The 22,436-nt window shown below is 66.0% G+C and carries 23 protein-coding genes and 1 tRNA gene; 12 read left to right on the top strand and 12 right to left on the bottom strand.

The window, feature by feature from the left end; all coding sequences use genetic code 11:
• Positions 1-41: 41 nt before the first annotated feature.
• From ACZK13_RS16715 to ACZK13_RS16700, 4 genes are all read left to right on the top strand, one after another.
• Positions 42-1,562, top strand: a complete 1,521-nt coding sequence (locus ACZK13_RS16715; RefSeq protein WP_180838158.1) for an alanine/glycine:cation symporter family protein — start codon at positions 42-44, stop codon at positions 1,560-1,562.
• Positions 1,555-2,391: a TrmH family RNA methyltransferase gene (locus ACZK13_RS16710; RefSeq protein WP_125892712.1), complete on the top strand. Its 837-nt coding sequence runs from the start codon at positions 1,555-1,557 to the stop codon at positions 2,389-2,391. The genes ACZK13_RS16715 and ACZK13_RS16710 overlap by 8 nt, the downstream gene beginning before the upstream one ends.
• A 237-nt stretch (positions 2,392-2,628) precedes the next feature.
• On the top strand, positions 2,629-3,621 hold the full coding sequence (locus ACZK13_RS16705) for a hypothetical protein (protein WP_125892714.1): 993 nt from the start codon (positions 2,629-2,631) through the stop codon (positions 3,619-3,621).
• Positions 3,622-3,631: 10 nt separating this feature from the next.
• Positions 3,632-5,083, top strand: coding sequence for an alanine/glycine:cation symporter family protein (locus tag ACZK13_RS16700; protein WP_180838160.1), 1,452 nt, complete (start codon positions 3,632-3,634; stop codon positions 5,081-5,083).
• Between the two features lie 144 nt (positions 5,084-5,227).
• Here the strand turns inward: ACZK13_RS16700 and ACZK13_RS16695 are convergent, their stop codons facing one another.
• The 4 genes from ACZK13_RS16695 to ACZK13_RS16680 all read right to left on the bottom strand — a co-directional run bounded on the left by ACZK13_RS16695 (position 5,228) and on the right by ACZK13_RS16680 (position 8,425).
• Positions 5,228-6,649 (bottom strand): M28 family peptidase, encoded by a 1,422-nt coding sequence (locus tag ACZK13_RS16695; protein WP_012481115.1) that lies wholly within the window; start codon positions 6,647-6,649, stop codon positions 5,228-5,230.
• 242 nt (positions 6,650-6,891) lie between these two features.
• Positions 6,892-7,296, bottom strand: coding sequence for a large-conductance mechanosensitive channel protein MscL (mscL, locus tag ACZK13_RS16690; RefSeq protein ID WP_032130206.1), 405 nt, complete (start codon positions 7,294-7,296; stop codon positions 6,892-6,894).
• Between the two features lie 55 nt (positions 7,297-7,351).
• Positions 7,352-8,068 carry a fumarylacetoacetate hydrolase family protein gene (locus ACZK13_RS16685; RefSeq protein ID WP_107432150.1) on the bottom strand — a complete coding sequence of 239 codons (717 nt, stop codon included), beginning with the start codon at positions 8,066-8,068 and terminating at the stop codon, positions 7,352-7,354.
• A gap of 75 nt (positions 8,069-8,143) precedes the next feature.
• Positions 8,144-8,425: a hypothetical protein gene (locus tag ACZK13_RS16680; protein ID WP_005410817.1), complete on the bottom strand. Its 282-nt coding sequence runs from the start codon at positions 8,423-8,425 to the stop codon at positions 8,144-8,146.
• A gap of 178 nt (positions 8,426-8,603) precedes the next feature.
• Between ACZK13_RS16680 and ACZK13_RS16675 the strand changes: the two genes are divergently transcribed.
• Positions 8,604-8,939, top strand: coding sequence for a Rieske (2Fe-2S) protein (locus ACZK13_RS16675; protein ID WP_049401603.1), 336 nt, complete (start codon positions 8,604-8,606; stop codon positions 8,937-8,939).
• Between the two features lie 420 nt (positions 8,940-9,359).
• Here ACZK13_RS16675 and ACZK13_RS16670 read toward each other — a convergent pair whose 3' ends face one another.
• From ACZK13_RS16670 to thiS, 4 genes are all read right to left on the bottom strand, one after another.
• Entirely contained in the window at positions 9,360-11,207 is a 1,848-nt protein-coding gene (locus ACZK13_RS16670; RefSeq protein WP_253144033.1) for an SLC13 family permease, read from the bottom strand.
• A gap of 27 nt (positions 11,208-11,234) precedes the next feature.
• Positions 11,235-11,969: a tRNA (guanosine(46)-N7)-methyltransferase TrmB gene (gene trmB, locus ACZK13_RS16665; RefSeq protein ID WP_006387461.1), complete on the bottom strand. Its 735-nt coding sequence runs from the start codon at positions 11,967-11,969 to the stop codon at positions 11,235-11,237.
• The gene (locus ACZK13_RS16660) at positions 11,969-12,763 is read right to left on the bottom strand and encodes a thiazole synthase (protein ID WP_010481470.1); all 795 of its coding nucleotides are present in this window, start codon (positions 12,761-12,763) and stop codon (positions 11,969-11,971) included. Before ACZK13_RS16660 ends, trmB begins: the two co-directional genes overlap by 1 nt.
• A 153-nt stretch (positions 12,764-12,916) precedes the next feature.
• A complete protein-coding gene (gene thiS, locus ACZK13_RS16655; protein WP_125892724.1) occupies positions 12,917-13,117 on the bottom strand; it encodes a sulfur carrier protein ThiS in 201 nt (66 codons plus the stop codon).
• 207 nt (positions 13,118-13,324) lie between these two features.
• Between thiS and ACZK13_RS16650 the strand changes: the two genes are divergently transcribed.
• Both ACZK13_RS16650 and ACZK13_RS16645 read left to right on the top strand, forming a co-directional pair.
• Complete coding sequence (locus ACZK13_RS16650) at positions 13,325-15,178, top strand: autotransporter domain-containing esterase (RefSeq protein ID WP_032128836.1); 1,854 nt, start codon at positions 13,325-13,327, stop codon at positions 15,176-15,178.
• Between the two features lie 128 nt (positions 15,179-15,306).
• Positions 15,307-15,380, top strand: a tRNA-Gly gene (locus tag ACZK13_RS16645).
• A gap of 137 nt (positions 15,381-15,517) precedes the next feature.
• On the opposite strand, the gene ACZK13_RS16640 is transcribed toward ACZK13_RS16645, so the two are convergent.
• Positions 15,518-16,252: a hypothetical protein gene (locus ACZK13_RS16640; RefSeq protein ID WP_125892726.1), complete on the bottom strand. Its 735-nt coding sequence runs from the start codon at positions 16,250-16,252 to the stop codon at positions 15,518-15,520.
• A 296-nt stretch (positions 16,253-16,548) separates the two neighbouring features.
• Here ACZK13_RS16640 and ACZK13_RS16635 point away from each other — a divergent pair, with 296 nt between their 5' ends.
• A complete protein-coding gene (locus tag ACZK13_RS16635) occupies positions 16,549-16,953 on the top strand; it encodes a DUF805 domain-containing protein (RefSeq protein ID WP_049425112.1) in 405 nt (134 codons plus the stop codon).
• A gap of 1 nt (position 16,954) precedes the next feature.
• Here the strand turns inward: ACZK13_RS16635 and ACZK13_RS16630 are convergent, their stop codons facing one another.
• On the bottom strand, positions 16,955-17,929 hold the full coding sequence (locus tag ACZK13_RS16630) for a PoNe immunity protein domain-containing protein (protein WP_478481956.1): 975 nt from the start codon (positions 17,927-17,929) through the stop codon (positions 16,955-16,957).
• Between ACZK13_RS16630 and ACZK13_RS16625 the strand changes: the two genes are divergently transcribed.
• Complete coding sequence (locus ACZK13_RS16625; protein WP_478481954.1) at positions 17,928-19,109, top strand: hypothetical protein; 1,182 nt, start codon at positions 17,928-17,930, stop codon at positions 19,107-19,109. The genes ACZK13_RS16630 and ACZK13_RS16625 overlap by 2 nt on opposite strands.
• 125 nt (positions 19,110-19,234) lie before the next feature.
• Here the strand turns inward: ACZK13_RS16625 and ACZK13_RS16620 are convergent, their stop codons facing one another.
• Together ACZK13_RS16620 and ACZK13_RS16615 are read right to left on the bottom strand one after the other, a co-directional pair.
• A complete protein-coding gene (locus ACZK13_RS16620) occupies positions 19,235-19,657 on the bottom strand; it encodes an acyl-CoA thioesterase (protein WP_032128832.1) in 423 nt (140 codons plus the stop codon).
• 79 nt (positions 19,658-19,736) lie between these two features.
• A complete protein-coding gene (locus ACZK13_RS16615) occupies positions 19,737-20,102 on the bottom strand; it encodes a hypothetical protein (protein WP_223224661.1) in 366 nt (121 codons plus the stop codon).
• A 167-nt stretch (positions 20,103-20,269) separates the two neighbouring features.
• Here ACZK13_RS16615 and rimK point away from each other — a divergent pair, with 167 nt between their 5' ends.
• The 3 genes from rimK (at position 20,270) to ACZK13_RS16600 (ending at position 22,433) form a co-directional block, all read left to right on the top strand.
• Positions 20,270-21,148 (top strand): 30S ribosomal protein S6--L-glutamate ligase, encoded by an 879-nt coding sequence (rimK, locus tag ACZK13_RS16610; RefSeq protein WP_005418651.1) that lies wholly within the window; start codon positions 20,270-20,272, stop codon positions 21,146-21,148.
• 245 nt (positions 21,149-21,393) lie between these two features.
• Positions 21,394-21,870, top strand: a complete 477-nt coding sequence (locus ACZK13_RS16605) for a hypothetical protein (protein WP_010481495.1) — start codon at positions 21,394-21,396, stop codon at positions 21,868-21,870.
• A gap of 89 nt (positions 21,871-21,959) precedes the next feature.
• Positions 21,960-22,433: a hypothetical protein gene (locus tag ACZK13_RS16600; protein ID WP_032128830.1), complete on the top strand. Its 474-nt coding sequence runs from the start codon at positions 21,960-21,962 to the stop codon at positions 22,431-22,433.
• Positions 22,434-22,436: the final 3 nt, after the last annotated feature.

Below are 22,436 nucleotides of genomic sequence, written 5' to 3'. Positions count from 1 at the left end.
GACGGGACGTCCTCACAACCCGCCGACTGGAGAGAGCGCGCGTGGAAGCTACCGTACATTTCATCAACAGCATCATCTGGAGCAAGGCATTGATCTTCGTGTGCCTGGGCGCCGGCCTGTTCTTCAGCCTGCGCACGCGCTTCATGCAGATCCGCGGCTTCCTCGAGATGTGCCGCCTCACCGTCAAGGGTGAGAAATCCGACGCCGGTGTGTCGTCCTTCCAGGCCCTGGCCATGTCGATGGCCGGGCGCATGGGTATCGGCAACATCGCCGGCGTGGCCACCGCCATCGCCTTCGGCGGCCCCGGTGCGATCTTCTGGATGTGGGTGATGGGCTTCCTCGGCGCATCCACCTCGTACGTGGAATGTACGCTGGCACAGATCTACAAGACCAAGGACGCCGAAGGCCGTTACCGTGGTGGCCCGGCGTACTACATCGAAAAGGCCATGGGCCTGAAGTGGTACGCGCTGGCCTTCGCCATCGCCACGATCATTGCCGCCGGCTTCCTGATGCCCGGCGTGCAGGCCAATGCCATCGCCGACAGCATCATCAACGCCTGCCGTGGCACCGCACTGTGCGGCCCGCTCGATGGCCAGGCCTTCGGCATGGAGTCGGTGCAGGCGCTGAAGCTGGGCATCGGCATCGTGGTGGCGCTGCTGCTGGGCGTGGTGATCTTCGGTGGCGTCAAGCGCATCGCCAACTTCGCCGAAGTGGTGGTGCCGTTCATGGCGGCAGCCTTCATCCTGACCGCCATCGTCATCATGATCATCAACTACGATCGCGTGCCGGAGATGTTCGGCATCATCTTCAGCAGCGCCTTCGGCACCCACGCCGCGTTCGGCGCGATGATGGGCCTGGCGGTGGAGTGGGGCATCAAGCGCGGCATCTACGCCAACGAAGCCGGCCAGGGCTCGGGCCCACACGCGGCAGCCGCCTCGGAAGTCTCGCACCCGGCCAAGCAGGGCTACGTGCAGGCCTTCGCCATCTACTTCGACACCATGATGGTGTGCACCGCCACCGCGTTCCTGATCCTGGCCAGCGGCACCTACAACGTGTACTCGCCGGCAGGTGCCGGCGCCCCGCCGATCTTCCAGGGCCTGGCCGGCATTCCGGAAGGCGCGGGCTATGCCCAGGCGGGTGTGGAAGCCGTGCTGCCGGGCTGGGGCTCGGCGTTCGTGTCCATCGCCATCTTCTTCTTCGCCTTCACCACCATCATGGCGTACTACTACATGGCCGAGACCAATCTCAGCTATGTGAACCACAACAAGAAGCGTCCGCTGACCGTGCTGGTGCTGCGCCTGGGCATCATCGGCATGGTGGTGTTCGGCGCGTTCCATAATGCAACCCTGGCCTGGGCGCTGGGTGACATCGGCGTGGGCCTGATGGCCTGGCTGAACATCATCGCCATCCTCATCATCCAGAAGCCGGCCATCCTGGCCCTGCGCGATTACGAGCGGCAGAAGAAGCTGGGCCTGGATCCGATTTTCGACCCCGATGCCCTGGGCATCAAGAACGCCGATTTCTGGCGTCAACGCAAGCTGGAGTTGTCCCGTAGTGAATGATCCCTGGAAGAACGCCCGCCGCCCGTCGTCGCGACCGCCGCGGGCCACCCCGCTGCCACCGCGTGAGGGCGGCACCCCGCCACCGCCGGGGCGTGGCAATGACGAACTGCGCCTGTATGGCTGGAACGCCGTGCAGGCCCTGTTCGCCAAGCGCCCGCAGGCGCTGCGCAAGCTGTACCTGGTGGACGCGCTGATTCCGCGCATGCAGCCGGTGTTGAAGTGGTGCGTGGCCAACCGTGTGGGCTACCGCGTGGTGGAGGAGGGCGACCTCAACAAACTGGCCGCTACCACGCACCACGAAGGCCTGGTGGCCGACGTGCTGCGCGCGCCTGTCGTACCGCTGGCGCAGTGGCTGGAGGATCTGGGCGAAGGCCCGGCGTTGGCGCTGTGGCTGGACGGTGTCGGCAATCCGCACAACTTCGGTGCGATCCTGCGCTCGGCCGCTCACTTCGGCGTCAAGGCGCTGCTGCTGCCGGCTGGCAGCACGCTGGCGCTGTCCGGTGCCGCTGCGCGCGTGGCCGAAGGTGGTGCGGAGTCGGTGCCGCTGGTGCAGTTGCCGGAGACCGCCCAGGCGATGGCGCAGCTGCGTGCGGCCGGCTTCGGGCTGGCTGCGACCCTCGTTGATGGTGGCGACGACGTGTTCCGTGCGTCGCTGCCGGAACGGTTGGTGTACGTGATGGGCGCCGAAGGCGAGGGCATGGACCGCGGCCTGGCCAGTCAGTGTGACCAGCAGCTGTCGATTCCCGGCAGCGGCGCGGTGGAAAGCCTGAACGTGGCCTCGGCCACGGCCGTGTTGCTGGCGCAGTGGGCGAGCCGCCGCCACGGCTGATCCCGTCGTGCTGATGCTGTGTTGATCTCCTGACCCGGCCCTCGCGGCCGGGTTTTCTTTTGCGCGGCGCAAGAGCGCAAACAATGCACGCGCAGCAAACTGGGTCATCTGCGTCAGCTTACGTTGCTTCAAACACGCTTGATGGGTACGCAAGCGATTTTAGTATTTGTCTCATTGCTGGGCCGTTTCCCGCGCCGCACGGTGGAGTTCCTTCCAACGTCGTACAGGAGTGGTTCCATGCATCGAATCCAACGCCGCACACGTCGCACTTGCCTGGTGCTGGCACTCGCTGCGCTTGCCGCACCATCGCTACAGGCCGCGGAACGCAGTCTGGATGGCGTCAATTTCACGGGACCGCTGATCACTCCCAATCCCGCCGGCCTGCCGCAGGGCAACTGGTACATCGAGCCCTATCTGGTGCGGGTCGACAGCCGCGACCACTACGACAACAACGGTGATCGTCGCCGCAGTGCCGAGCACAGTGGCGCCTGGGCCACGGTGGTGCCGATCATCTATGGTTTCAGTGACCGGGTGATGGGCCAGGTCAATCTCAGCGCCTCGCGCTCCGAATCCGGCAGTGCGCGCAGCAGCGGCTTCCGCGCCGGTGACACCACCGCGCGCCTGCAGTACCTGCTGCAGGCGCCGAATGCCGATGGCACCCGGCCGGCCATCTCGGTCGCGCTTGTGCAGCGCTTCAGTACCGGCAGCCACGATCGCATCACCGGCAATCCGTTGGATGCGCAGGGTGACGGCGTGCAGCGCACCACCGCGGCGCTGGGCGTGCAGCAGGTGGTGTGGCTGGGCAATGACCGCCCCGTGCGCTGGCGCGCCCAGCTCAGCGCCGGGCCGGCACCGTCGCGCACTGCCATTTCCGGCACCAGCGTGTACGGCACCGATGACAGCTTCCAGGGGCACATTTCGCGCGGCTCGGTACTGGGCCTGTCGGTAGGCGCCGAGTACAGCTTCAATTCGCGCTGGGTGGGGGTGATGGAAATGGCCGCCAGCCGCGAGACCGGCCAGCGTCTGAGCGGCTTCGCACGCAACGGCAGTGGTGCGATCGAGCGGATTGAAGAGCACCGTCCGGCCAGCCGCAACGTCAGCCTGGCGCCGGCGGTGGAGTATCACTTCAGCCCGTCGCTGGGCCTGATCGCCGGCGTCGAATTCACCGTGGCCGGGCGCAACACCGGCCGCATCATCAGCCCCCAGGTCGCCCTGGGCATGTTCTTCTGAGGGGCTGCCGATGAACATCGAATCCATCGTCAACACCATCCTCGGCATCGTCTGGAGCCCGTACCTGGTGGTGCTCTGCCTGCTCGCCGGCCTGTACTTCAGCGTGCGTACCCGCTTCATCCAGTTGCGCGCGCTGCCGGAGATGCTGCGCCTGATGTTCCGGCACGAGCGCTCCGAAGCCGGTGTGTCACCGTTCCAGGCCCTGTCGCTGTCGTTGTCCAGCCGCGTCGGCGTCGGCAACATCGCCGGCGTTGCCATGGCCATCGCCTTTGGTGGCCCGGGCGCGATCTTCTGGATGTGGATCGTCGCCTTCCTCGGCGCCTCCAGCGCCTTCATCGAATCCACGCTGGCACAGATCTACAAGGACCGCGATGCCAAGGGCCAGTACCGCGGTGGCCCCGCGTACTACATCGAGAAAGGCCTGGGCCAGCGCTGGTATGCAGTGCTGTTTGCGCTGGTCACCGTGCTGGCCGGTGCGATGCTGGCCGGCACCCAGTCCAATGCGATCACCAGTGCGGTGAACGAAGCCTGGGACGTGCCGGTGATGACCACCACGGCGGTTCTGCTGGTGGTGCTGGGCGTGATCCTGATCGGCGGTGTGCGCCGCATCGCGCGGGTTGCCGAGTGGGTGGTGCCGTTGATGGCGGTGGCGTATCTGCTGGTGGCGGCACTGGTAATGGTGCTCAATGCAGAGAAAGTGCCGGAGGTGATCATGCTGGTGCTGCGCAGTGCATTCGGTGTGGATGCAGCGTTCGGTGCAATGATCGGCACCGCCATCCAGTGGGGCGTGCGCCGTGGCGTGTTGTCCAACGAGGCCGGCATGGGCAGCGGTGCGCATCCAGCCGCCGCCGCCGAAGTCACCCATCCGGTCAAGCAGGGCCTGGTGCAGTCATTTTCGGTCTACATCGACACGATGGTGGTGTGCAGTGCTACCGCCTTCCTGATCCTGTCCACGGGCCTGTACAACGTCTACGACCCGGCTGTGAACGGCATTCCGGATGAGGCGCGCCTGCTGCTGGGCAATCTGCCTGGCGTCGAGGCCGGGCCGCGCTTCGTGCAGCACGCGGTGGAGTCCGCGCTGCCGGGCTTCGGCCGCTCGTTCGTGGCGCTGGCGATCCTGCCGTTCGCGTTCACCACCATCCTGGCGCTGTACTACATGGCCGAGACCAATATCAGCTACCTGTGCCGTGATCGTCCCGCGCCGTGGGTGATGGGCGGGTTCCAGCTTCTGTTCCTGGCCGCGACCGGCTACTCAGCGGTGAACAGTGCAACGATCGCGTGGTCGCTGGGCGACATCGGCGTCGGCCTGATGAGCTGGCTGAACATCATCGCCATCCTGCTGCTGCAGAAGCCAGCGCTGGCGGCGCTGCGCGACTACGAACAGCATCGCCAGGCGGGCAAGGATCCGCTGTTCAACCCGAAGCTGCTGGGTGTGCGCAACACCAGCGTGTGGGAGGGCTGACAGGATCGGGGCAGATCCCTCGCCACGGCGAGGGCTCTGACCCACGCCATCGCCCGGTGGGTGCGCCCTTGCCAGGTGGGTGCGAACCTTGGTTCGCACCGCTCTTCCCGCTGCTTTCGCCGGGCATGGCCCGGCGCTACCGCATCATTCGTTCGGCGGCGTGGTCGCCTTGGCCTCGCTGCCGAAGCTGCCATCGGCTTCCGCGGCCAGGTACGCGAACACGGTGTACGCGGCCACGTTCTGCGCCAGCGCCTTCGGGTCGATCTTGTCCAGCGTGTCGTCGGCGGTGTGGTGCAGGTGGAAGTAGTCCGAGCCGTCCTGCGCCAGCCATGCCCACGCGCCACCCTTGGCGGCCAACGGGCCGACGTCCGGGCCCGGGCCACCCTTGTCGGCCTGGTACTCGATGCCCAGCGGCTTCATCACTTCGGCAATCTGCTTCGTCGCTTCGCGCGAGCCTTCCGGGTTCGGCGAACCGGTATTGAAGGCATAGATGCGGCCGGCACCGAAGTCACTCTCGGCCGCCAGCTGGTGCAGGGCCACGTCCTTGGCATGCGCCTCGGCGTAGGCCTTGCCGCCATACAGGCCCTGTTCTTCGTTGGCGAACGCGATCACGCGGATGGTGCGCTTCGGCGCCTGCTTGAGCTGGCCGATCAGATGGCCCGCAGCCATGGTGATGCCCACGCCTGCGCCGTCATCCACCGCGCCGGTGCCCAGATCCCAGGAATCCAGGTGGCCGCCGATCACCACCACTTCCTTCGGCAGGCTGCGGCCGGTGATCTCACCGATCACGTTGTACGAGGTGGCGGTGCCATCCCAACCGCAGTCCAGCGCCACCTTCACCGTGGTGCTGCCACGTGCCAGCAGGCGGGCCAGCTGGTCGGCGTCGGGCACCGACAGTGCTGCAGACGGCACCGGGGTCAGGCCGTCGTCGAAGCGGGTGATGCCGGTGTGCGGCACGCGATGCGAGTCGGTACCGGCCGAGCGCATCAGGAAACCGACCGCGCCCTTGCGAATTGCTTCGGACGGGCCCTTGCTGCGGATCGCGCCACCACGGCCATAGTCGCGGCCATCGCGGAACGGCAGCATCTGGTAATCGACGAACGCGATCTTGCCCTTCAGCGAACCGGCCGGTGCGGCCTGCAGTGCGGCCAGGTCGGCGAAGCGGACCACTTCGGCTTCAACGGTGCCGCCCGGGCTGCCACCCAGCGCCGTGATCTGCAGCGGCTGCGGGTTCCTGCCGGTCACCGCGGCGTGTTCACTGCGGCGCTCCCACTTCGGGAACGTCACCGGTTCCTTCCACACCTTGTCGAAGCCGAGGGCCTTGAACTTGGCTTCGGCCCAGGCCACGGCGCGGGCGTCGGCCTCGCTGCCGGCGATGCGCGGGCCGATTTCGGTGGTGAGCGATTCAACCACTTTCCAGCCGGTGTCATCGGCCAGCGCCTGGTCGCGCAGCTGCGCGGCGGTGGCCAGCGACGCCGGGGGCAGGGTGGTGGTGTGCGGCGCCGCGAAGGCCGGGGCGGCCAGCAGGGCGAGGGAGGATGCGATGGCAAGGACGCGGCGACGCATGGACAGCTCCGGGAAGGGACCAAGCCTTGGAGCTTAACAGTCGTTCAGCCCGGCGCATGGGCGGGAGGTCATGGCTGGCGCGAACGCTGTTTTCCGCCATGACCGGCAAAGCGAAAGCCCCGCCAGGGCGGGGCTTTCACATGCTTATGTAGAGTCGAGCCATGCTCGACTGCTTCATTTCGCCCAGTCGAGCATGGCTCGACTCTACAGATGGGTGGGGCGCCAGTCGGCGCCCAGCACCCTTACTTCTTCAGGCTGTCGCGGATCTCGCGCAGCAGCACCACTTCCTCGGCCGGTGCGGCCGGGGCGGCTTCCTGCTTGCGCGACAGGCGGTTGATCGTCTTGACCACCAGGAAGATGGCGAAGGCCACGATCACGAACTGGATCAGCGTATTGATGAAGTCGCCGTAGCCGATCACCACGGCCGGGATTTCCTTGCCGTCGGCACCGATGCTGGCCGGTGACAACGTCCAGGCCAGCTGCGAGAAATCCACCTTGCCGATCAGCATGCCCAGCGGCGGCATGATGATCTTCTCGACCAGTGCGGTCACGATCTTGCCGAAGGCCGCGCCGATCACCACGCCGACGGCGAGGTCGATGACGTTGCCGCGCATCGCGAATTCCTTGAACTCGGTGAGCATTCCCATTGTTGTTTTTCTCCGGTGGGGGAAGTGGACAGCGCGCAGGGTAGCGCAGGTGATGTCAGCCGGCGATCACGCCGTGGCGCTCGGCCACGTTTTCCAGGCGGGCACTGAAGCGGTCGCCGGGCTTCAGCGCGGCCACTCCGGACGGGGTACCCATGAACACCAGGTCGCCGGCACGCAGCTGCCACAGCTTGGACAGCTCATGCAGAATCTCCGGCACGTTCCAGATCATCTGGTCCAGCAGCGCCTGCTGGCGCACTTCGCCGTTGACCTCCAGCGACAGGTTCAGCGCGGCCAGGTCGCCCACTTCAGCGGCATGGACAATCTCGCTGATCGGTGCCGAGGCATCGAAGCCCTTGGCTGCATCCCACGGATGGCCCTTGTCCTTGGCGGCGGCCTGCAGGTCGCGGCGGGTCAGATCCAGTCCGACGGCATAGCCGTAGACCAGAGCATCGGCATCGGCCACGGCCAGTTCGCCGGCTGGCGCATCACGGCCGATCGCCACCACCAGCTCCACTTCGTGGTGCAGGTTGGCGGTTGCCGGGGGATAGGGGATGGCATCGTCGTGGCCGACCACGATCGCATCGGCCGGCTTGCTGAAGAACATCGGACGGCCGCGATCGTCGGCCGCCGGCACTGCTGCGCCCATTTCGCGGGCATGGTCGGCGAAGTTGCGGCCGACGCAGTAGATACGGTGCACGGGGAAGCTGCCGCCACCGGCTACCGGCACACGCGGCAGGGCTACGGCAGGGATCACATCGGAGACATCGGACATGCGGGCATCCAGGAAGGGCGTGCCCGCAGTCTAGAACGCATGGCGCCCGCCGTCAGCGGGCGCGGAGGGCGTGGATCAACGCGAGGCCGGCAGCACCGGCTTGCGCACCACGCGGTACTCGCCTTCGACCACGGTCGGATCGACCGGACGGGCAACGCCCGGCTTGCGCGAGGCCAGCAGCTTCCACGCCAGGCCGACCAGGATCATTGCCGCACCGACGAATACGCCGATGAACACCATCGCGGCCAGGATCGCCAGGCCAAGCAGGCCCACGGCCACGCGCACCAGCGGGTGACGCGGCTTGCGCGGCGCGAACAGGGTGCGGAACTGGTTGAAGGCGGATGCGCGATTGAACATGACGGCTCGATAGGCTGGGATCAGCGAAACCAGAGTATCGGGAGGTGCCACTGTCATTGAGTGAAAAACTCGTTAAATATAGCCTGTGCTTATTACGAATCAATGACTTGTGTTCATGTTGCAGCCAGTCACCTGAGCGGGCGTGCGACAATGCGCGTTTACTGTCCGAGCCTTCGCCATGACTGCCGCCGCTGCCCTGATCGCCCTTGATGCCATTGCCGATGGCGCGTTTGCCGAGGTCGAAGCGGTGGTTGATGGCGATGCCGAATCGCTGGTGCTGTACCGCGACGGCGCGCAGGTGCGTGCGTTCCTGAACATCTGCCCGCACGCCGGCCGTCGCCTGGACTGGGCGCCGGGCCAGTTCCTGAAGAGCCGCGAAGGCCACCTGGTGTGCGCCGCCCACGGCGCCTCGTTCGCGCTGGACAGCGGCGACTGCATCGCCGGCCCCTGCAAGGGCGACCGCCTGCGCGCCGTGCCGGTGGATGTGCGCGACGGGCAAATCTACCTGGCCTGACCTATCGGTGTGCGGACCAACGGTCCGCACCCACCGGATCAACAGATATCCAGAGATCCATCCACGCATGGCGTGGATCTACCGTGTCGACCAAGGTCGACACCTACTAAAGCGGTGCACGACGCCGTTCCGACAGATCGCAGAAATCTGTCGAAGGCGGGGTGGGTCCGGTTGCGGGGGCGTGAGCCGCATGGGCCCGAGGCATGCCTCGGGCGGGTTGGGCAGGAAGCCCAACCCCGGTCTTGCCGTGTGCGCAGGAAAGCGCACACGAGCAAGCGGCGACCGAGCTTACAGGGACGTACTTGCAGCGTCCCCCGCAACCGGACCCACCCCGCCATCCCACGAAATGCACGCTTTTGCCGTTGCCGTTGCTTCGGCCTCTGCGGGTGCAGGGCGCAGCCCTGCCAACAAACCCAACCCTCAGAACATCAGGTTGATCATCAGCACCACCACGCAGGTGTAGATCAGCGACAGCGGGCCGCCGACCCGCCACATCTCGCGCGGGGTGTAGTTGGCCGGGCCGGTGATCATCGAAATCACCGGGTTGGAGGCCGTCATCAGATTGTTGGACGCCGACAGCGCCACGATCAGCGCGAATGCCGTCGGGTTGCCGCCCGCCGCCAGCGCAAGGTTCACCGCAATGGGCACCATCACGATGGTGGCGCCCACATGGCTGATGACCAGCGAGAACGCCGTGGTCAGCAGCGCCAGCGCCACCTCCAGTACCCATACCGGAATACCGGTGGGTAGCTTGTCGATGGTATGGCCGGCCACCCATGCCGCCGCGCCACTGGAATCCATCGCCCAGCCGAGCGGGATCAGCCCGGCCATCATGAACACCGTCTTCCAGTTGATCGAGGCGTAGGCCTCGTCCATGCGCAGCACGCCGGTCAGCAGCATGCCGGCCACGCCGGTCATCAGCGTCAGCGCCACCGGCAGCTTGCTGGTCAGCGCGATCAGGATGGTCAAGGCGAAGATCGCCATGGCGATCTTGAACTTGTGCGGGCGCTGCTCGCCGGTCGGGTAGTCGGTCACCACCACGAAGTCACGGCTGCGGGCGGCCTGCGCCAGGTCGGTCCAGATGCTGTGGAAGACCAGCATATCGCCGGCGCGCAGCTGCACGTCGCGCACGTCCTCGCGGATCACCTGCTTGTCGCGGTTGATCGCCAGCAGGCTGATGCCGCGCTCCTTGCGCAGGCGCAGATCGGCCGCGCTCTTGCCGATCACGTTCGAGGTAGGCGGCACCACCGCCTCGGAGATGCCGGCGCGGCTGGGATTGAACAGGTCGCCCAGGTGCTTCAGGCGCGAGGACATGCGCAGGAACTGGTTCTGCGCGAAATCGTGGATCTGCTCGCGCGGGCCCATCGCCCCCAGTACGCTGCCGACCCAGATGCGCATTTCCGCCGGTGGCGCCAGGCGGGTGTCGTTGCCGGTTTTCAGGGCCAGCAGCAGCGGCGCGTCATGCAGGTTCTCGGCCTCGCCCAGCGTCATGCCGACCAGCGGGCTTTCAGCGCTGACCACCAGCTCGAACACATCGCCTTCGATGCCATAGGTCTTGGCGAAGTAGCTTTCGGTGCGCGCCGGAGTGACCCCGTCGTTGACCAGGCTTTCCTCTTCCACCAGCTTGCGGTCGCCGTAGTAGCGGAAGTACAGCAGCGAAGCGATCAGCAGCGCCACGCCGATCGGCAGCGGCGCGAACATGCGCAGTGGTTCGATGGTGGCCAGGCCCGAGGGCAGGTTGTTGTTGGCCGAGGCCAGCAGATCGTTCAGCAGGATCAGTGGCGAGTTGCCGACCATGGTCAGCGCGCCACCCATCACGATCGCCGCCGAAATCGGCAGCAGCAGCCGCTGCATGGTCAGGCCCGTGCGCGCCGCCAGCCGCGAGGCGACCGGCAGGTACAGCGCCATCACCGACGGGTTCTGCATGAAGGACGAGTTCAGGCCGGCGATGGCCGTGGTCATCATCAGCAGCCGTTGCTCGACGCCATGGCCACGGCGCAGCAGCCAGGCGGCCAGCCGGTTCAGCGCCCCGGTGCGGTCCAAGCCGGCGCCGAGGATGGTGGTGGCGATGATGCTCATCACCGCGTTACCGGAGAAACCGCCGAAGATCTCCTCTGGTGCGATCAGGCCGGTCACGCCCAGTACCACCAGCACCACCAGCGCAACCACGTCGGCGCGGATGCGCTCGAACAGGAACATCGCCATCGTGAAGCCGACCAGCCCGAGCACGAGCTTCATGTCAGTGGTCAGCGTCAGCGCGGTATCCATGTGGGGCGCAGCGTCCTCAGGCGATCATCAGGTGCGGTCGTACAACAGGTCCCAGACGCCATGGCCGAGCTTCTGGCCGCGGGTCTCGAAGTGGGTCTGCGGCCGCCAGTCGGGGCGAGGCACGCTGCCACGCGGGCCGGCGCGGTTGACCAGGCCAGCGGTGGCGTCGAGCACGTCCCACATCTGCTCGGCGTAGTCTTCCCAGTCGGTGGCGCAGTGCAGGCGGCCGCCCGGGCGCAGCTTGCGCACGATCAGTTCGGCGAACGCCGGCTGCAGCAGGCGGCGCTTGTTGTGGCGCTTCTTGTGCCACGGGTCCGGGAAGTAGATGCGCACTTCATCCAGCGCGCCATCGGCGATCTCGTTCTGCAGCACTTCCACCGCATCGTGGTGGTACAGGCGCACGTGGTCGGCGTTGTCGTCGGCCAGCGCGTTCAGCAGCCGGCCCACGCCGGGCGCATGCACTTCGATGCCGATGTAGTCGCGCGACGGATCGTGTTGGGCGGCAAAGCGCATGGCCGCGCCATTGCCGAAGCCGATTTCCAGCACCTTGTGCGCCGGGCGGCCGAAGGTGGCGTCCAGATCACGCGGCTGGCCGTTGTAGTCGATGCCGAAGCGCGGCCAGCGTTCGTCGAACGCGCGCTGCTGGGCAGGCGTGAAGCGGCCCTGGCGCAACACGAAGCTGCGGACCTCGCGGCGGCCCTCGCTCACGGTGAAGGGCTTGGGCGGGGCCTTGGAACCGGCGCTGTCGAAGGGATTGGTCATCAGCCGATCAACCCATCCACCGGGGAGGAGGCGCTGGCGTAGCGCTTGCGCGGGATGCGCCCGGCCAGGAAGGCCTCGCGGCCGGCCTCGACCGCCTTGCGCATCGCACTGGCCATCAGCACCGGGCTGCGCGCACCGGCAATGGCGGTGTTCATCAGCACGCCGTCGCAGCCCAGCTCCATCGCGATCGCCGCATCCGACGCGGTGCCCACGCCGGCGTCGACGATGATCGGCACCTTGGCGTCTTCGATGATCTGCAGCAGGTTGTACTTGTTCTGGATGCCCAGGCCCGAACCGATCGGCGCAGCCAGCGGCATCACTGCAGCGCAGCCGATCTCTTCCAGGCGCTTGGCCAGGATCGGGTCGTCGGAGGTGTAGACCATCACTTCGAAGCCGTCCTTGACCAGCTGTTCGGCGGCCTTGAGGGTCTGCACCACGTCCGGGTACAGCGACTTCTGGTCGCCCAGCACTTCCAGCTTGGTCAGGTTGTGGCCGTCCAGCAGTTCGCGCGCCAGCCGGCAGGTGCGCACCGCGTCTTCGGCGGTGTAGCAGCCGGCGGTGTTGGGCAGGATGGTGTAGCGCTCCGGCGGCAGCACGTCGAGCAGGTTCGGCTCGCCCGGGTTCTGCCCGATGTTGGTGCGGCGGATGGCCACGGTGACGATCTGGGCGCCTGCAGCCTCGGTGGCCAGGCGGGTTTCTTCCAGATCCTTGAACTTGCCGGTGCCGGTGAGCAGCCGCGAGCCATAGGTCTTGCCGGCGATCACCAGCGAATCGGGGGAGACATGAACGTTCATGGCGCGATTATCGCTTATCCGCCTGAAGATGGGATCACGCAATGGCGTGCAGCCAGCAGAAGGGTAAAGGTAGTGCCGGCCGCTGGCCGGCAGATGCAGGGTGCCTGACGGCGTCGGATTGCCGGCCAGCGGCCGGCACTACCCGGGATGGCCTCAGCCCCCGCCCAGCGCGTGCACGATCTCCACCACGTCGCCTTCAACCAGGACATGCTCGCCATGGCGGCTGCGGCTGACGATCTCGCCGTTGACCTCCACCGCCACCCGGCGCTGCAGCAGCTGCTCGGCCTCAAGCAGGTCGTGGAGGGTCGCCGAGGCGGGCAGGGTGCGGGGTTCGCCGTTGAGCTGGATGTTCATCCCTGCATTGTCGCTGATAGCCCGTCGGGATCGGAACGTTTGTAATTTGAACCGGGCGCCAGCTCCGGCACAGCAGGTTTCGGCGTGGTCAGGCGACAATCCATGCGGCGGCGCAGCGTGAGCAAACGGCGGCGCGGTGAAACCATTGACCGTGCGCCGGCGTACGTGCGCCGGATTCCAACTTGTTTACCCCACAGGAGTTCCTAGATGCAGCTCAGCAAACACCCGATCCGCTCCCTCATGGCGGCTGCGATCGCACTGGCCGCGCTGCCGGCCATGGCAGGCGAAAATCCGTACTCCAAGGCGGTGTTCTTCGGTGACAGCCTCACCGACGCCGGCTACTTCCGCCCGCTGCTGCCCGAGGCCACGCAGGGGCTCTCCGGCCAGTTCACCACCAACCCGGGCTGGGTGTGGTCGCAGCAGGTCGCCAACTACTACGGCCTTAACAAGGACCCCAACGGCAACGGCCAGAACGGCGACAACTATGCTGTCGGCGGGGCCCGCGTGTCGGTCGAAGGCAGTGGTGCCCTCGGCGCGATCCCTTCGTTGAAGTCGCAGGCGGCCCGCTACCTGGCGGCAAACGGTGGCAAGGCTGACCGTAACGCCCTGTATACCGTCTGGGGTGGCGCAAACGACCTGTTTGCCGCCGCCGGCGCTGCCGGTGCGGGTGCGCCGCCGGCCCAGGTGCAGGGCATCATCGGTGCGGCGGTCACCGACCAGATCGCGCTGGTCGGTGCCCTGAAGCAGGCCGGTGCCCAGTACGTGCTGGTGCCGAACCTGCCGGACGTGGGCATCACCCCGCAGTTCCGCGGCCCCAATGCAGCAGCCGCCACCGCCATGTCGGTCGGCTACAACAAGGCGCTGTATGGCGGCCTGAAGCAGGCGGGCATCGAGTTCATTCCGCTCGATACCTTCAGCATCCTGCGTGAAGTGACCGCCAACCCGGGCATGTACGGCTTCACCAACGTCACCGGCACCGCCTGCAAGATCAACCCGGCCAACACCACGGGCAGCATCATCGGCTGCAACCCGACCACCTACGTCAGCCCCGATGCGTACCAGACCTATCTGTTCGCCGATGGCGTGCATCCCACCGTTACCGGTCACCAGCTGCTGGGCCAGTACGCCGTCTCGGTGCTGGAGGCTCCGCGCCTGCAGCAGGTGCTGAGCCACTCGGCACAGACCGTCGGCCGTTCGCGTGCCGACCAGGTCAGCAACCACCTCGGCGCCCGTCCGGCCGATGGCCTGTCGTGGTGGGGTGGCGTGCGCGGTGACCTGCAGCGCTATGACCACGCCGACCTGTACGACGGCGTGGCGCCGGCCGGCCTGTTTGGTGTCGACTGGGCACGCAACGGCGTGGTGGTCGGCGGCTTCGCCGGCTTCGGTCGCATGAGTGCCGACTTCGGCAACAGCCGTGGCGACTTCACCCAGAAGGACACCACCGCCGGCCTGTTCGCTGCCTGGTATGGCGACCGCGTCTGGGTCAACGGCCAGGTCAGCTACACCTGGTTGTCGTATGACGTGAACCGCAAGGTCCAGCTGGGCCCGGCTACCCGCGAACACGGTGGCTCGCCGGATGGCAGCAACCTGACCGCCGCACTGAATGCCGGTTACGAGTTCGGCACCGAGGGTGGCTTCCGCCACGGCCCGATCGCTGCGGTGATCTGGCAGAAGGTCAAGATCGACGGTTACAGCGAAAGCGCCGCTGCGGGCACGCTGGCCACCGCCCTGGGCTACGACCGCCAGAACGTCGACTCGACCGTCGGCCGCATCGGCTGGCAGGCCCGCTTCGATGGCGGCACCGTCAAGCCGTACGTGCAGGTGACCTACGACCACGAGTTCGAGGACACCAAGCAGGCCAGCGCGTGGCTGCAGACCCTGCCGGAACTGGGCAGCTACCGCGTGCCGGGCCTGGACTTCGACAAGAACTACGCCACTGCCGTACTGGGTGCGCGCATGGACCTGTTCGGCCTGCAGGGCAACGTTGGCCTGAGCACCACGGCCGCGCAGAAGCGTGCCCGTGACGCGACGATCTTCGCCACCGTGGGTGGCAGCTTCTGATGAATGCAACATCCCGGGCACCGCAAGGTGCCTGGGATGCCTGCACGGCAGCGCCGGGCCATGCCCGGCGGGTGCGGCGGCCACCATTGCGCAACACCGGCCGCTCCGCATAGACTTTCACCCGCAATGCGGGCGTAGCTCAATGGTAGAGCTGTAGCTTCCCAAGCTACTGACGTGGGTTCGATTCCCATCGCCCGCTCCATGTCTCCAGGGTGTTCACCCCAGGCAGACGCGGCGCAATCGTTGAACCACACCCCAGTCCAGCGTGTGGCAACGGCGCCGGAACCTCATTCTTCAATGCGTCGGGCTGTGGCTCTTCCGAACCACAGCCCGGGTGGCTTATGCGCCCGCTTGCGCAGCCGCGTCCTTGGCCGCGGCAGTGACGGAACTCCCGAAACCGGTATAGGTCGATCCGTTGCAGTGCAGGTATGCGCGGAAGACGACGCCATTCAACTCGGCGTTGTCAAAATAGCAGTGCGTACCGGTCTTGGATGATTTCTTCACAAGCCGCATTGCCATTGCGTTTGAATCGTCGACGCTGGAGCCAAGACCGGCAACGCTCCAGGACTGGCCCGGGCGGTTGCAGGTGTAGGGATACTTATAGCCATGCGCCGACCCATAGTAGTAGTCGACATTGCACCAGGCCTGCGTCGCCGCCAGGTTGATGGCCAGCTCAAGTACGTTCTGTCCCGCAGTGGTGGTCGTCATGCCATAGGCGGAAAGCGGTGTGGAACTGCATTCCGCTTTGATGCCAACACCCGGTGCCGGGATGCTGACATAGGGATCGCGTGCGAAGACACTGCAGACGGGTCCTTCCTCGGCGACGGCAAGGAAGCCATTGGCGTTGGCCGTCGCAGCATCGATATTGCTGCCAACGCCAGCGACCGTTCCATTCGTGCCGCAGCGCCGGATCACCACCCCTCCGCCGTTCGGCAGCATGTCCATGCCGGGGTCGCAGATGCCAGGCCCGATCGAAGCCCCCGCGGCTCTGGTGTAGTCACCTTCCGCGTTTGCGGCCATCGGGGCCTGGGTGGAAAGCAGTGCCAGCATCAGCGGAAAAGAAATCGCAGCCATTCAAAACCTCGAATCCATGAGTGAGTCGTGACGCTAGCAGAGGCGCCATTCTGGAAAACTGGAATTCGACCAATCCGCCAGTGCTGCAAGCCAGTGATCCGATTCAGAATGCCCACGTCTATGGAAATGTGCGGTAGTTCGCGCTGCGTCTCTGGCTGCGCGGCTGCCGCGGCGGGCTCCTGCAACCTCCGCTGTCTGCCGGGCCCGCTGGGCCGCAGGGTTCAGTTGGTGCTGGGCTTGGGGATGCTAAAAGATCGTTAACCCTTGCCTCCCATCGTCCGCTGCCCGGAGCGCGAATGATCCCCGCACTTTTGCCCCTCAGGCGTTGCTTTGATTTTTCAGGGCGATCCAACCGGAAGGAGTTCTGGTCGTACTCCCTGTCTGCTGCCCTTGTGGTGGCAGTGGGCTACACCTTGATGGACGGCGGATACTGGCTGACGGGCACCGTGCTGCTCGATGGGGAGGCCTTCGAGCCATTCCGGACGCTGGGGTGGGTCATGACGGTCTGCGCGGTCATCGTCCTCCTTCCGCCCATGCTGGCCCTGGCCGTTCGACGACTGCACGACATCGACGAGTCCGGCTGGTACGTCGTGATCGCCTTCATCCCGTTGGGTGTGTTCGTCCTCTTCCCGGTCATGCTTCTGCCGGGCAACGAGGAAGAGAATCGATTCGGCGGTGTTTCCGGCCTGCCGGGTGCCTGACTCAACGCCGGGCGAAGTCCACCAGGTCGGAAGGGTAGTGGGGGCAGGTGCGTAGCGTGGCGTCGTCACCGCCATACAGCACCACCAGCGCAGCCACTTCAAATGCCCAGTAGCCCCACGCGTTCGGCCCGATCAGGCGCCGGGTCCGCTTTTGAGCCTTTGGCGGCAGCAGGAAGAAGTCGCGGTACTGCACCTGCAGGTAGCCGGCCAGCAGTGAAGGGTCGAACGCTTCACCGTCGCGCAGCGGCGCGAACAGCTCGGCGAACGGTCGCGGATGAAAGACCTCATCACTGGCTTCCACCAGGCCCAGCGCCGGCGCGCTGAGGTAGTCCAGCACGCGGTCGGTGTCGAAACAGAGCACCTTCTCCACCAGCGCCGGCAGGCGTTCCTGCGCATCCAGCAGCACGCCCAGTGACAACAGCTGCAGTGCGTATTCGTAGTGCTGCGTTGTACGCGATTGCAACGACGCAGCCAGCGCGATGTCGTGGCCTTGCTGTTGCAGGCTGTCCCGGGCAAGGGCCAGCAAATGCGCATGCTCGAGCCAGAGATCTGCTACGTCGGCATGCATCTGCTGCAACGCCGTGGGGGCGAAGCCGCGGTCAACGCCTTTCAGCAGCAGGTTGCTGCCGGTCTGTGCAACCGTCTCCCAGCCGTAGGCATGCTCCAGGGCCGCATGTCCCTGCAGCGGTTCCTCCACAGATTCACCGCCATTGCGCGCATGGCGTGCAAGCAAGGCCATGCCTGCGTTCCAGTCCGCCTGCCAATCCGGCAGGCGAAGCGTGCGGCGCGGCTGGCCCGGGGCCTTGGCCAGTGCTCTCCATCGCGGCAGCATGTCCTGCAGCAGATTCCGGTGATTCGCGGCAGTCATCGATTCCATCATCAGCGAGAGTCTAGCGGCATTGCCGGTTCGAACCCCATTGCCTGGCACAGCGTTGAAGGTTTGAATGGTGCACAGTCGCCGCCACCCAGCCTGCATGACCGTTGATCGAATCGCCCTCCGCCGTTTCACCCAGTGGCTGCCGTTCCTGATATGGGTAGCGATCTGCGTGGTGTGGTGGTCGCCTTGGAGTGTGGTCGTTGGCCTGGCCGCATGCCTTGCCCTGGGCGGCGTGCTGCAGCACTTCGATCTGGTCGGCGATGCCGTAGGGGGCGCACTGCTGCGCTCGCGGGCGAAGCTGCCCTTCGCCCCCCGGCCGCCCACGCATGATGTGCTGTTGGATTGGGGCGAGCTGGGCATGGGCGGGCCGGCCTACGGCACCCTGATGCTGCGCGATGGCGCCATTGTCGAGGGCGTATCCACCGCAGGCAGCCACGATGCCAGCGGCGAGTGGCTGGCGCTGGCGGGCAGCGCGCTGCGTGTGGCCAGTGGCTACAGTGATCGCAGCGAAGCGGTGATCGTCTACGACGAAGCGGACAAGAGGGTGATGCACCTGCTGGCGATTGTTCCCAGCCTGTTCTGGCAGGAGCTGCACGAGCGCCGGCAGCTTGGCGGGGATGCCGAAGCCGCGATGTGGTTGCGGGATATTCCCAGTCGATCGACCACGCTGCGCCCCTGCCGGGGTCTATGGCTGGAACAGGAGCATCCGGCGCTGGCCGCCGGGGTGCCGCCGGTGTTGCGGCATGTCCTGCCTGATGCCCGGGTGCTGCAGGCCATCCCGCTGCTTCCCGATGACCTGCGCCTGACTGCGCATCCGACCTTGTTCGCGCGCATCTGCCCGTACGCGCTCTGTCTTGATGGCGAGCCCAGTGACCGTCACGCCTGCGATCTGGAGACGGTCATTGCCAGCCCGTCCGGTCGATGCGTGGTGGTGGCGGGAAGCGTGCTTGATGGGGATCTGCGTCCCATCGAGGGCGTATGGCTCGTCCACTGGCAGGGGGGTTGGCAGGCCATTGGCCGCCGTGCGATGGGCGGCACTGGCAAGACCCGGAGTGGGGCCTGGATCGATGTCATCGCGGTCGGCGATGACGGAACGCTTCGCTGCGAAGCCTATGAGGAACACTGGACGTTCGAGGCGATCACACGCATCCCCACGCCATATACGGCATTGGCGCTGCCTGTGGAATGGCGGGAAACCGCATTGGCCGTGCGTGTCCGCGATGGGGGCTTCTCGCTGCGCCTGCCCCGCGCGGATCAGCGGCCCTCAGTCACAGGTTAGACTGCGTCGAAGCAAACAAGGAGGTTCCGGCATGCGTCGTCGATGCAGGCCGGGAAAGTGCTGGAAAAGCTGAAGAAATGGGCTGCGGGCAGTACCGGGTGCGGATGACCGGCCTTCCGTATGGCTCATGCGCCTGCCGCCTGCACCTGTTGCGCATACTCCTCGGTAAACAGCCCTGACAATGCCCGGCGCTGCTCTGCATCGATGGCGCGCGAGGCGTTGGTTGTGTAGTCGAAATGCACCATCACGCAGCGCCCGCTGGCCACCAGGGCCTCGAACTGGAACGCCTGCTGCACGATCGACAGCGAGGAGCGGCCGATGTTTTCGATGCGGGTCTCGATGCGCACTTCGTGTCCCGGCTGTATCTGCTGCAGGAAGTCGATTTCGTAGCGGCGCAGGATCAGCGTCAGGTCGCGCATGCTGGCCTCGCGGCTGAAATGGCGGAAGATCTCCTGGCGACCTTCCTCGAACCAGACGGGCAGGGCGGTGTTGGTGACGTGGCCGAGTACATCCACTTCGGAGAAACGCGGAAGGATCGTCAACGGCATGAAGTCTCCGGGGTATAGTGGGTGGGGTCTCCGGCGACGGTGCTGCCATCGCCGGAGACAGTGCGGCGACTACCGGCTGTCAGTCTGAGTAGAAGCCGTTGCCGAGGGTGCCGGGCAGGCCGGGTTCCGGCCACGGCATCAGTGACGTGCAGGCGTCATACAGCGTGCAGAAGTCCTGCCGCAGTTGTGCAGGCACCCAGCTGCCATAGGAAACGTCGGTCGAGTCGCCCTGGCAGGCGTAGGAAACATCGATCCAGCGGGTATTGGCGTGTGAGGCAACGCCCTGGTGCTGTGTCTTGCCCGTGCAGTAGCGCAGGCCTTGGCCGATCAGGGTGTTGTTGGCATCGAAGTAGAGCCGGGAGACTGCGTGGGTGGGCGCAGCCTGTACGTGTGCGGCGCTCCCCATCAGGCCAAACAGCAACAACAGCGGAATTCCCATTCGCATCTGTGGTTCTCCTTGGGTTGTGTAAGCCGACCGTGTCCTGTCCTGTAGCCGGCAACAGCCATCTTCGCACAGCCTCGGCAGGCACGCAGATACGGCGGCCTGCAGGGCATCATCCGCCCGCCACACGCCCGCGCTATGCTGCGCGCCTGCCGTCCGATCCTGCCGCGATGAAGCTCGCCATCCTGTCCCGCAACAGCTCCCTGTACTCCACCCGCCGGCTGGTCGAGGCGGCCCGCGCGCGCGGCCACACCGTTCGCATCCTCGACCCGCTGCGCTGCTACATGCGCATCGCCGCCGATGGTTTTTCGATGCACTACAAGGGCCGGCCGATGACCGGCGTGGACATGGTCATCCCGCGCATCGGCGCCTCGATCACCCGCTATGGCACCGCCGTGCTGCGCCAGTTCGAGCTGATGGGCGCGCGCACTCCCAACCCGTCCGATGCGATCCTGCGTTCGCGCGACAAGCTGCGCGCGCACCAGTTGCTGGCAGCCAAGGGCATCGACATGCCGGTCACCGTGTTCGGCGACAACCCCGATGACACCGTCGACCTGCTGTCCATGCTCGGCCCGCCGCCGCACGTGGTGAAGCTCAACGAGGGCACCCAGGGACGGGGCGTGATCCTCACCGAGAAGGCCAGCGCTTCGCGTGGCATCGTCGAGGCCCTGCGGGGCCTGTACGCCAACTTCCTGATGCAGGAGTTCATCGGCGAAGCCAAGGGCGCCGACCTGCGCTGCTTCGTGGTCGGTGACCAGGTGGTGGCGTCGATGCAGCGGCAGGCGCCGGAGGGTGACTTCCGCTCCAACCTGCATGCCGGCGGCACCGCGGTTGCGGCCAAGGCCAGCCGCGCCGAACAGCAGGTGGCGGTGCGTTCGGCCAAGGCGCTGGGCTTGTCGGTCTGTGGCGTGGACCTGATCCGCTCCGCGCGTGGGCCGCTGGTGCTGGAGGTCAACTCCACGCCAGGGCTGGAGGGCATCGAAGCCGCCTGCGGGGTGGATGTGGCCACGCGCATCATCGAGCACGTCGAGAAGATCAAAAAGCCATGATTAATCAATGGCTTGAAATTCTCATGGGCAAATGAGGCCGGCTTTAACGCGCCTTTAATCGGCGCCGGCGTAGCCTTCAGCGAACCGCAGCTCTGCCTCTCAGCAGGATCGGTATCGGGATACGACTTCAGACCCAGGCGGGGCACCGCCTGGGTCTTTTTTATGCCGCCGGAAGTCCCTTGTGGAGGCGGCGTGACGGCCGTAGAGTGGCGCCCATCGTTCCTGGATGGATCCGGAGGCTGGCGATGTACCGCATCACGATGATCGCGTTGTTGCTGGGGCTGTCTGGTGCTGTCTCCGCCAAGCCGGAGAAGACCGCCATACAGATGGACGGGCAGGCCCCGGTGGCCGAGCAGGTCCGGCGGGTTGAGAAGGCCCTCGATGACGGCGAATACAGCGAGATTTCCGCCGATGACCGCGCCCAGGTGCAGCAGGCACTGGCGCGCATCACCCAGCGCATGGGCGACCACCGCACGCTTCAGGAGCTCCCGCCGCAGGTCCAGGCGGAGGTGTTCAACGACCAGGAGCGTATCAATACCGTTCTTGTCCGCGCCCACGAGGACAGCCGCCAGATCTGCCAGCACACCCGCACCACCGGCAGCAACATGCCTAAAAGCCGCTGCCTGACCGTGGCCGAGCGCCGCCGGATCGAGGAAAAGGGCAAGGCCCTGCTCAACGACCAGCGCACCTTCAACAACTTCAACCCTGCCACCAACCACTAGGCCGTCCGATGCCCCTGCGCATGGCACTTGCTGGCGTGAAGGTGGTGCGAATACAGTCAACACTCAACTCAAACAAGGATTCGTTTGTCATGAAGTCCCTCCTGATGTCGGCGGTCCTGATCTCGGGCCTGACCCTGGCCACCGCCGCCTCTGCATCGAACCAGTCCGGTGAGGTCTTTGTCCCCGGCAAGCCGCTGCAGCAGCAGATCGAGCGCATCGAAATCGAACTCAACGATGGCGAGACCTACAGCGAACTGAAGCAGACCGACCGCAGCCGCGTACGCGAGGCGCTGGTGCGCATGCGTACGGCCGTCGAGCAGCATCCTGACCGCGATTCCATGCCTGAACAGGTACGAACCGATGTCTTCAACGACCAGCAGATCGTGAACACGGTTTTGACACAGGCACGTGAGGATAGTCGTCTAATATGCCAACGTGAAAAGGCCACGGGTTCGAACCGGTCCACGACGCAGTGCACTACCGTTGCCGAGCGCGCCCGGCGGAAGGACAAGGCACAGCGTGATATGGGCCAGGCCCAGCGCATCGGCAAATTCGTAAATTAGAGG

The sequence above is a fragment of the Stenotrophomonas sp. 99219_Sma genome, assembly GCF_056480785.1.
The sequence above is the reverse complement of the archived record's forward strand: the minus strand, read 5'-3'. Positions and strand labels throughout refer to the sequence as shown.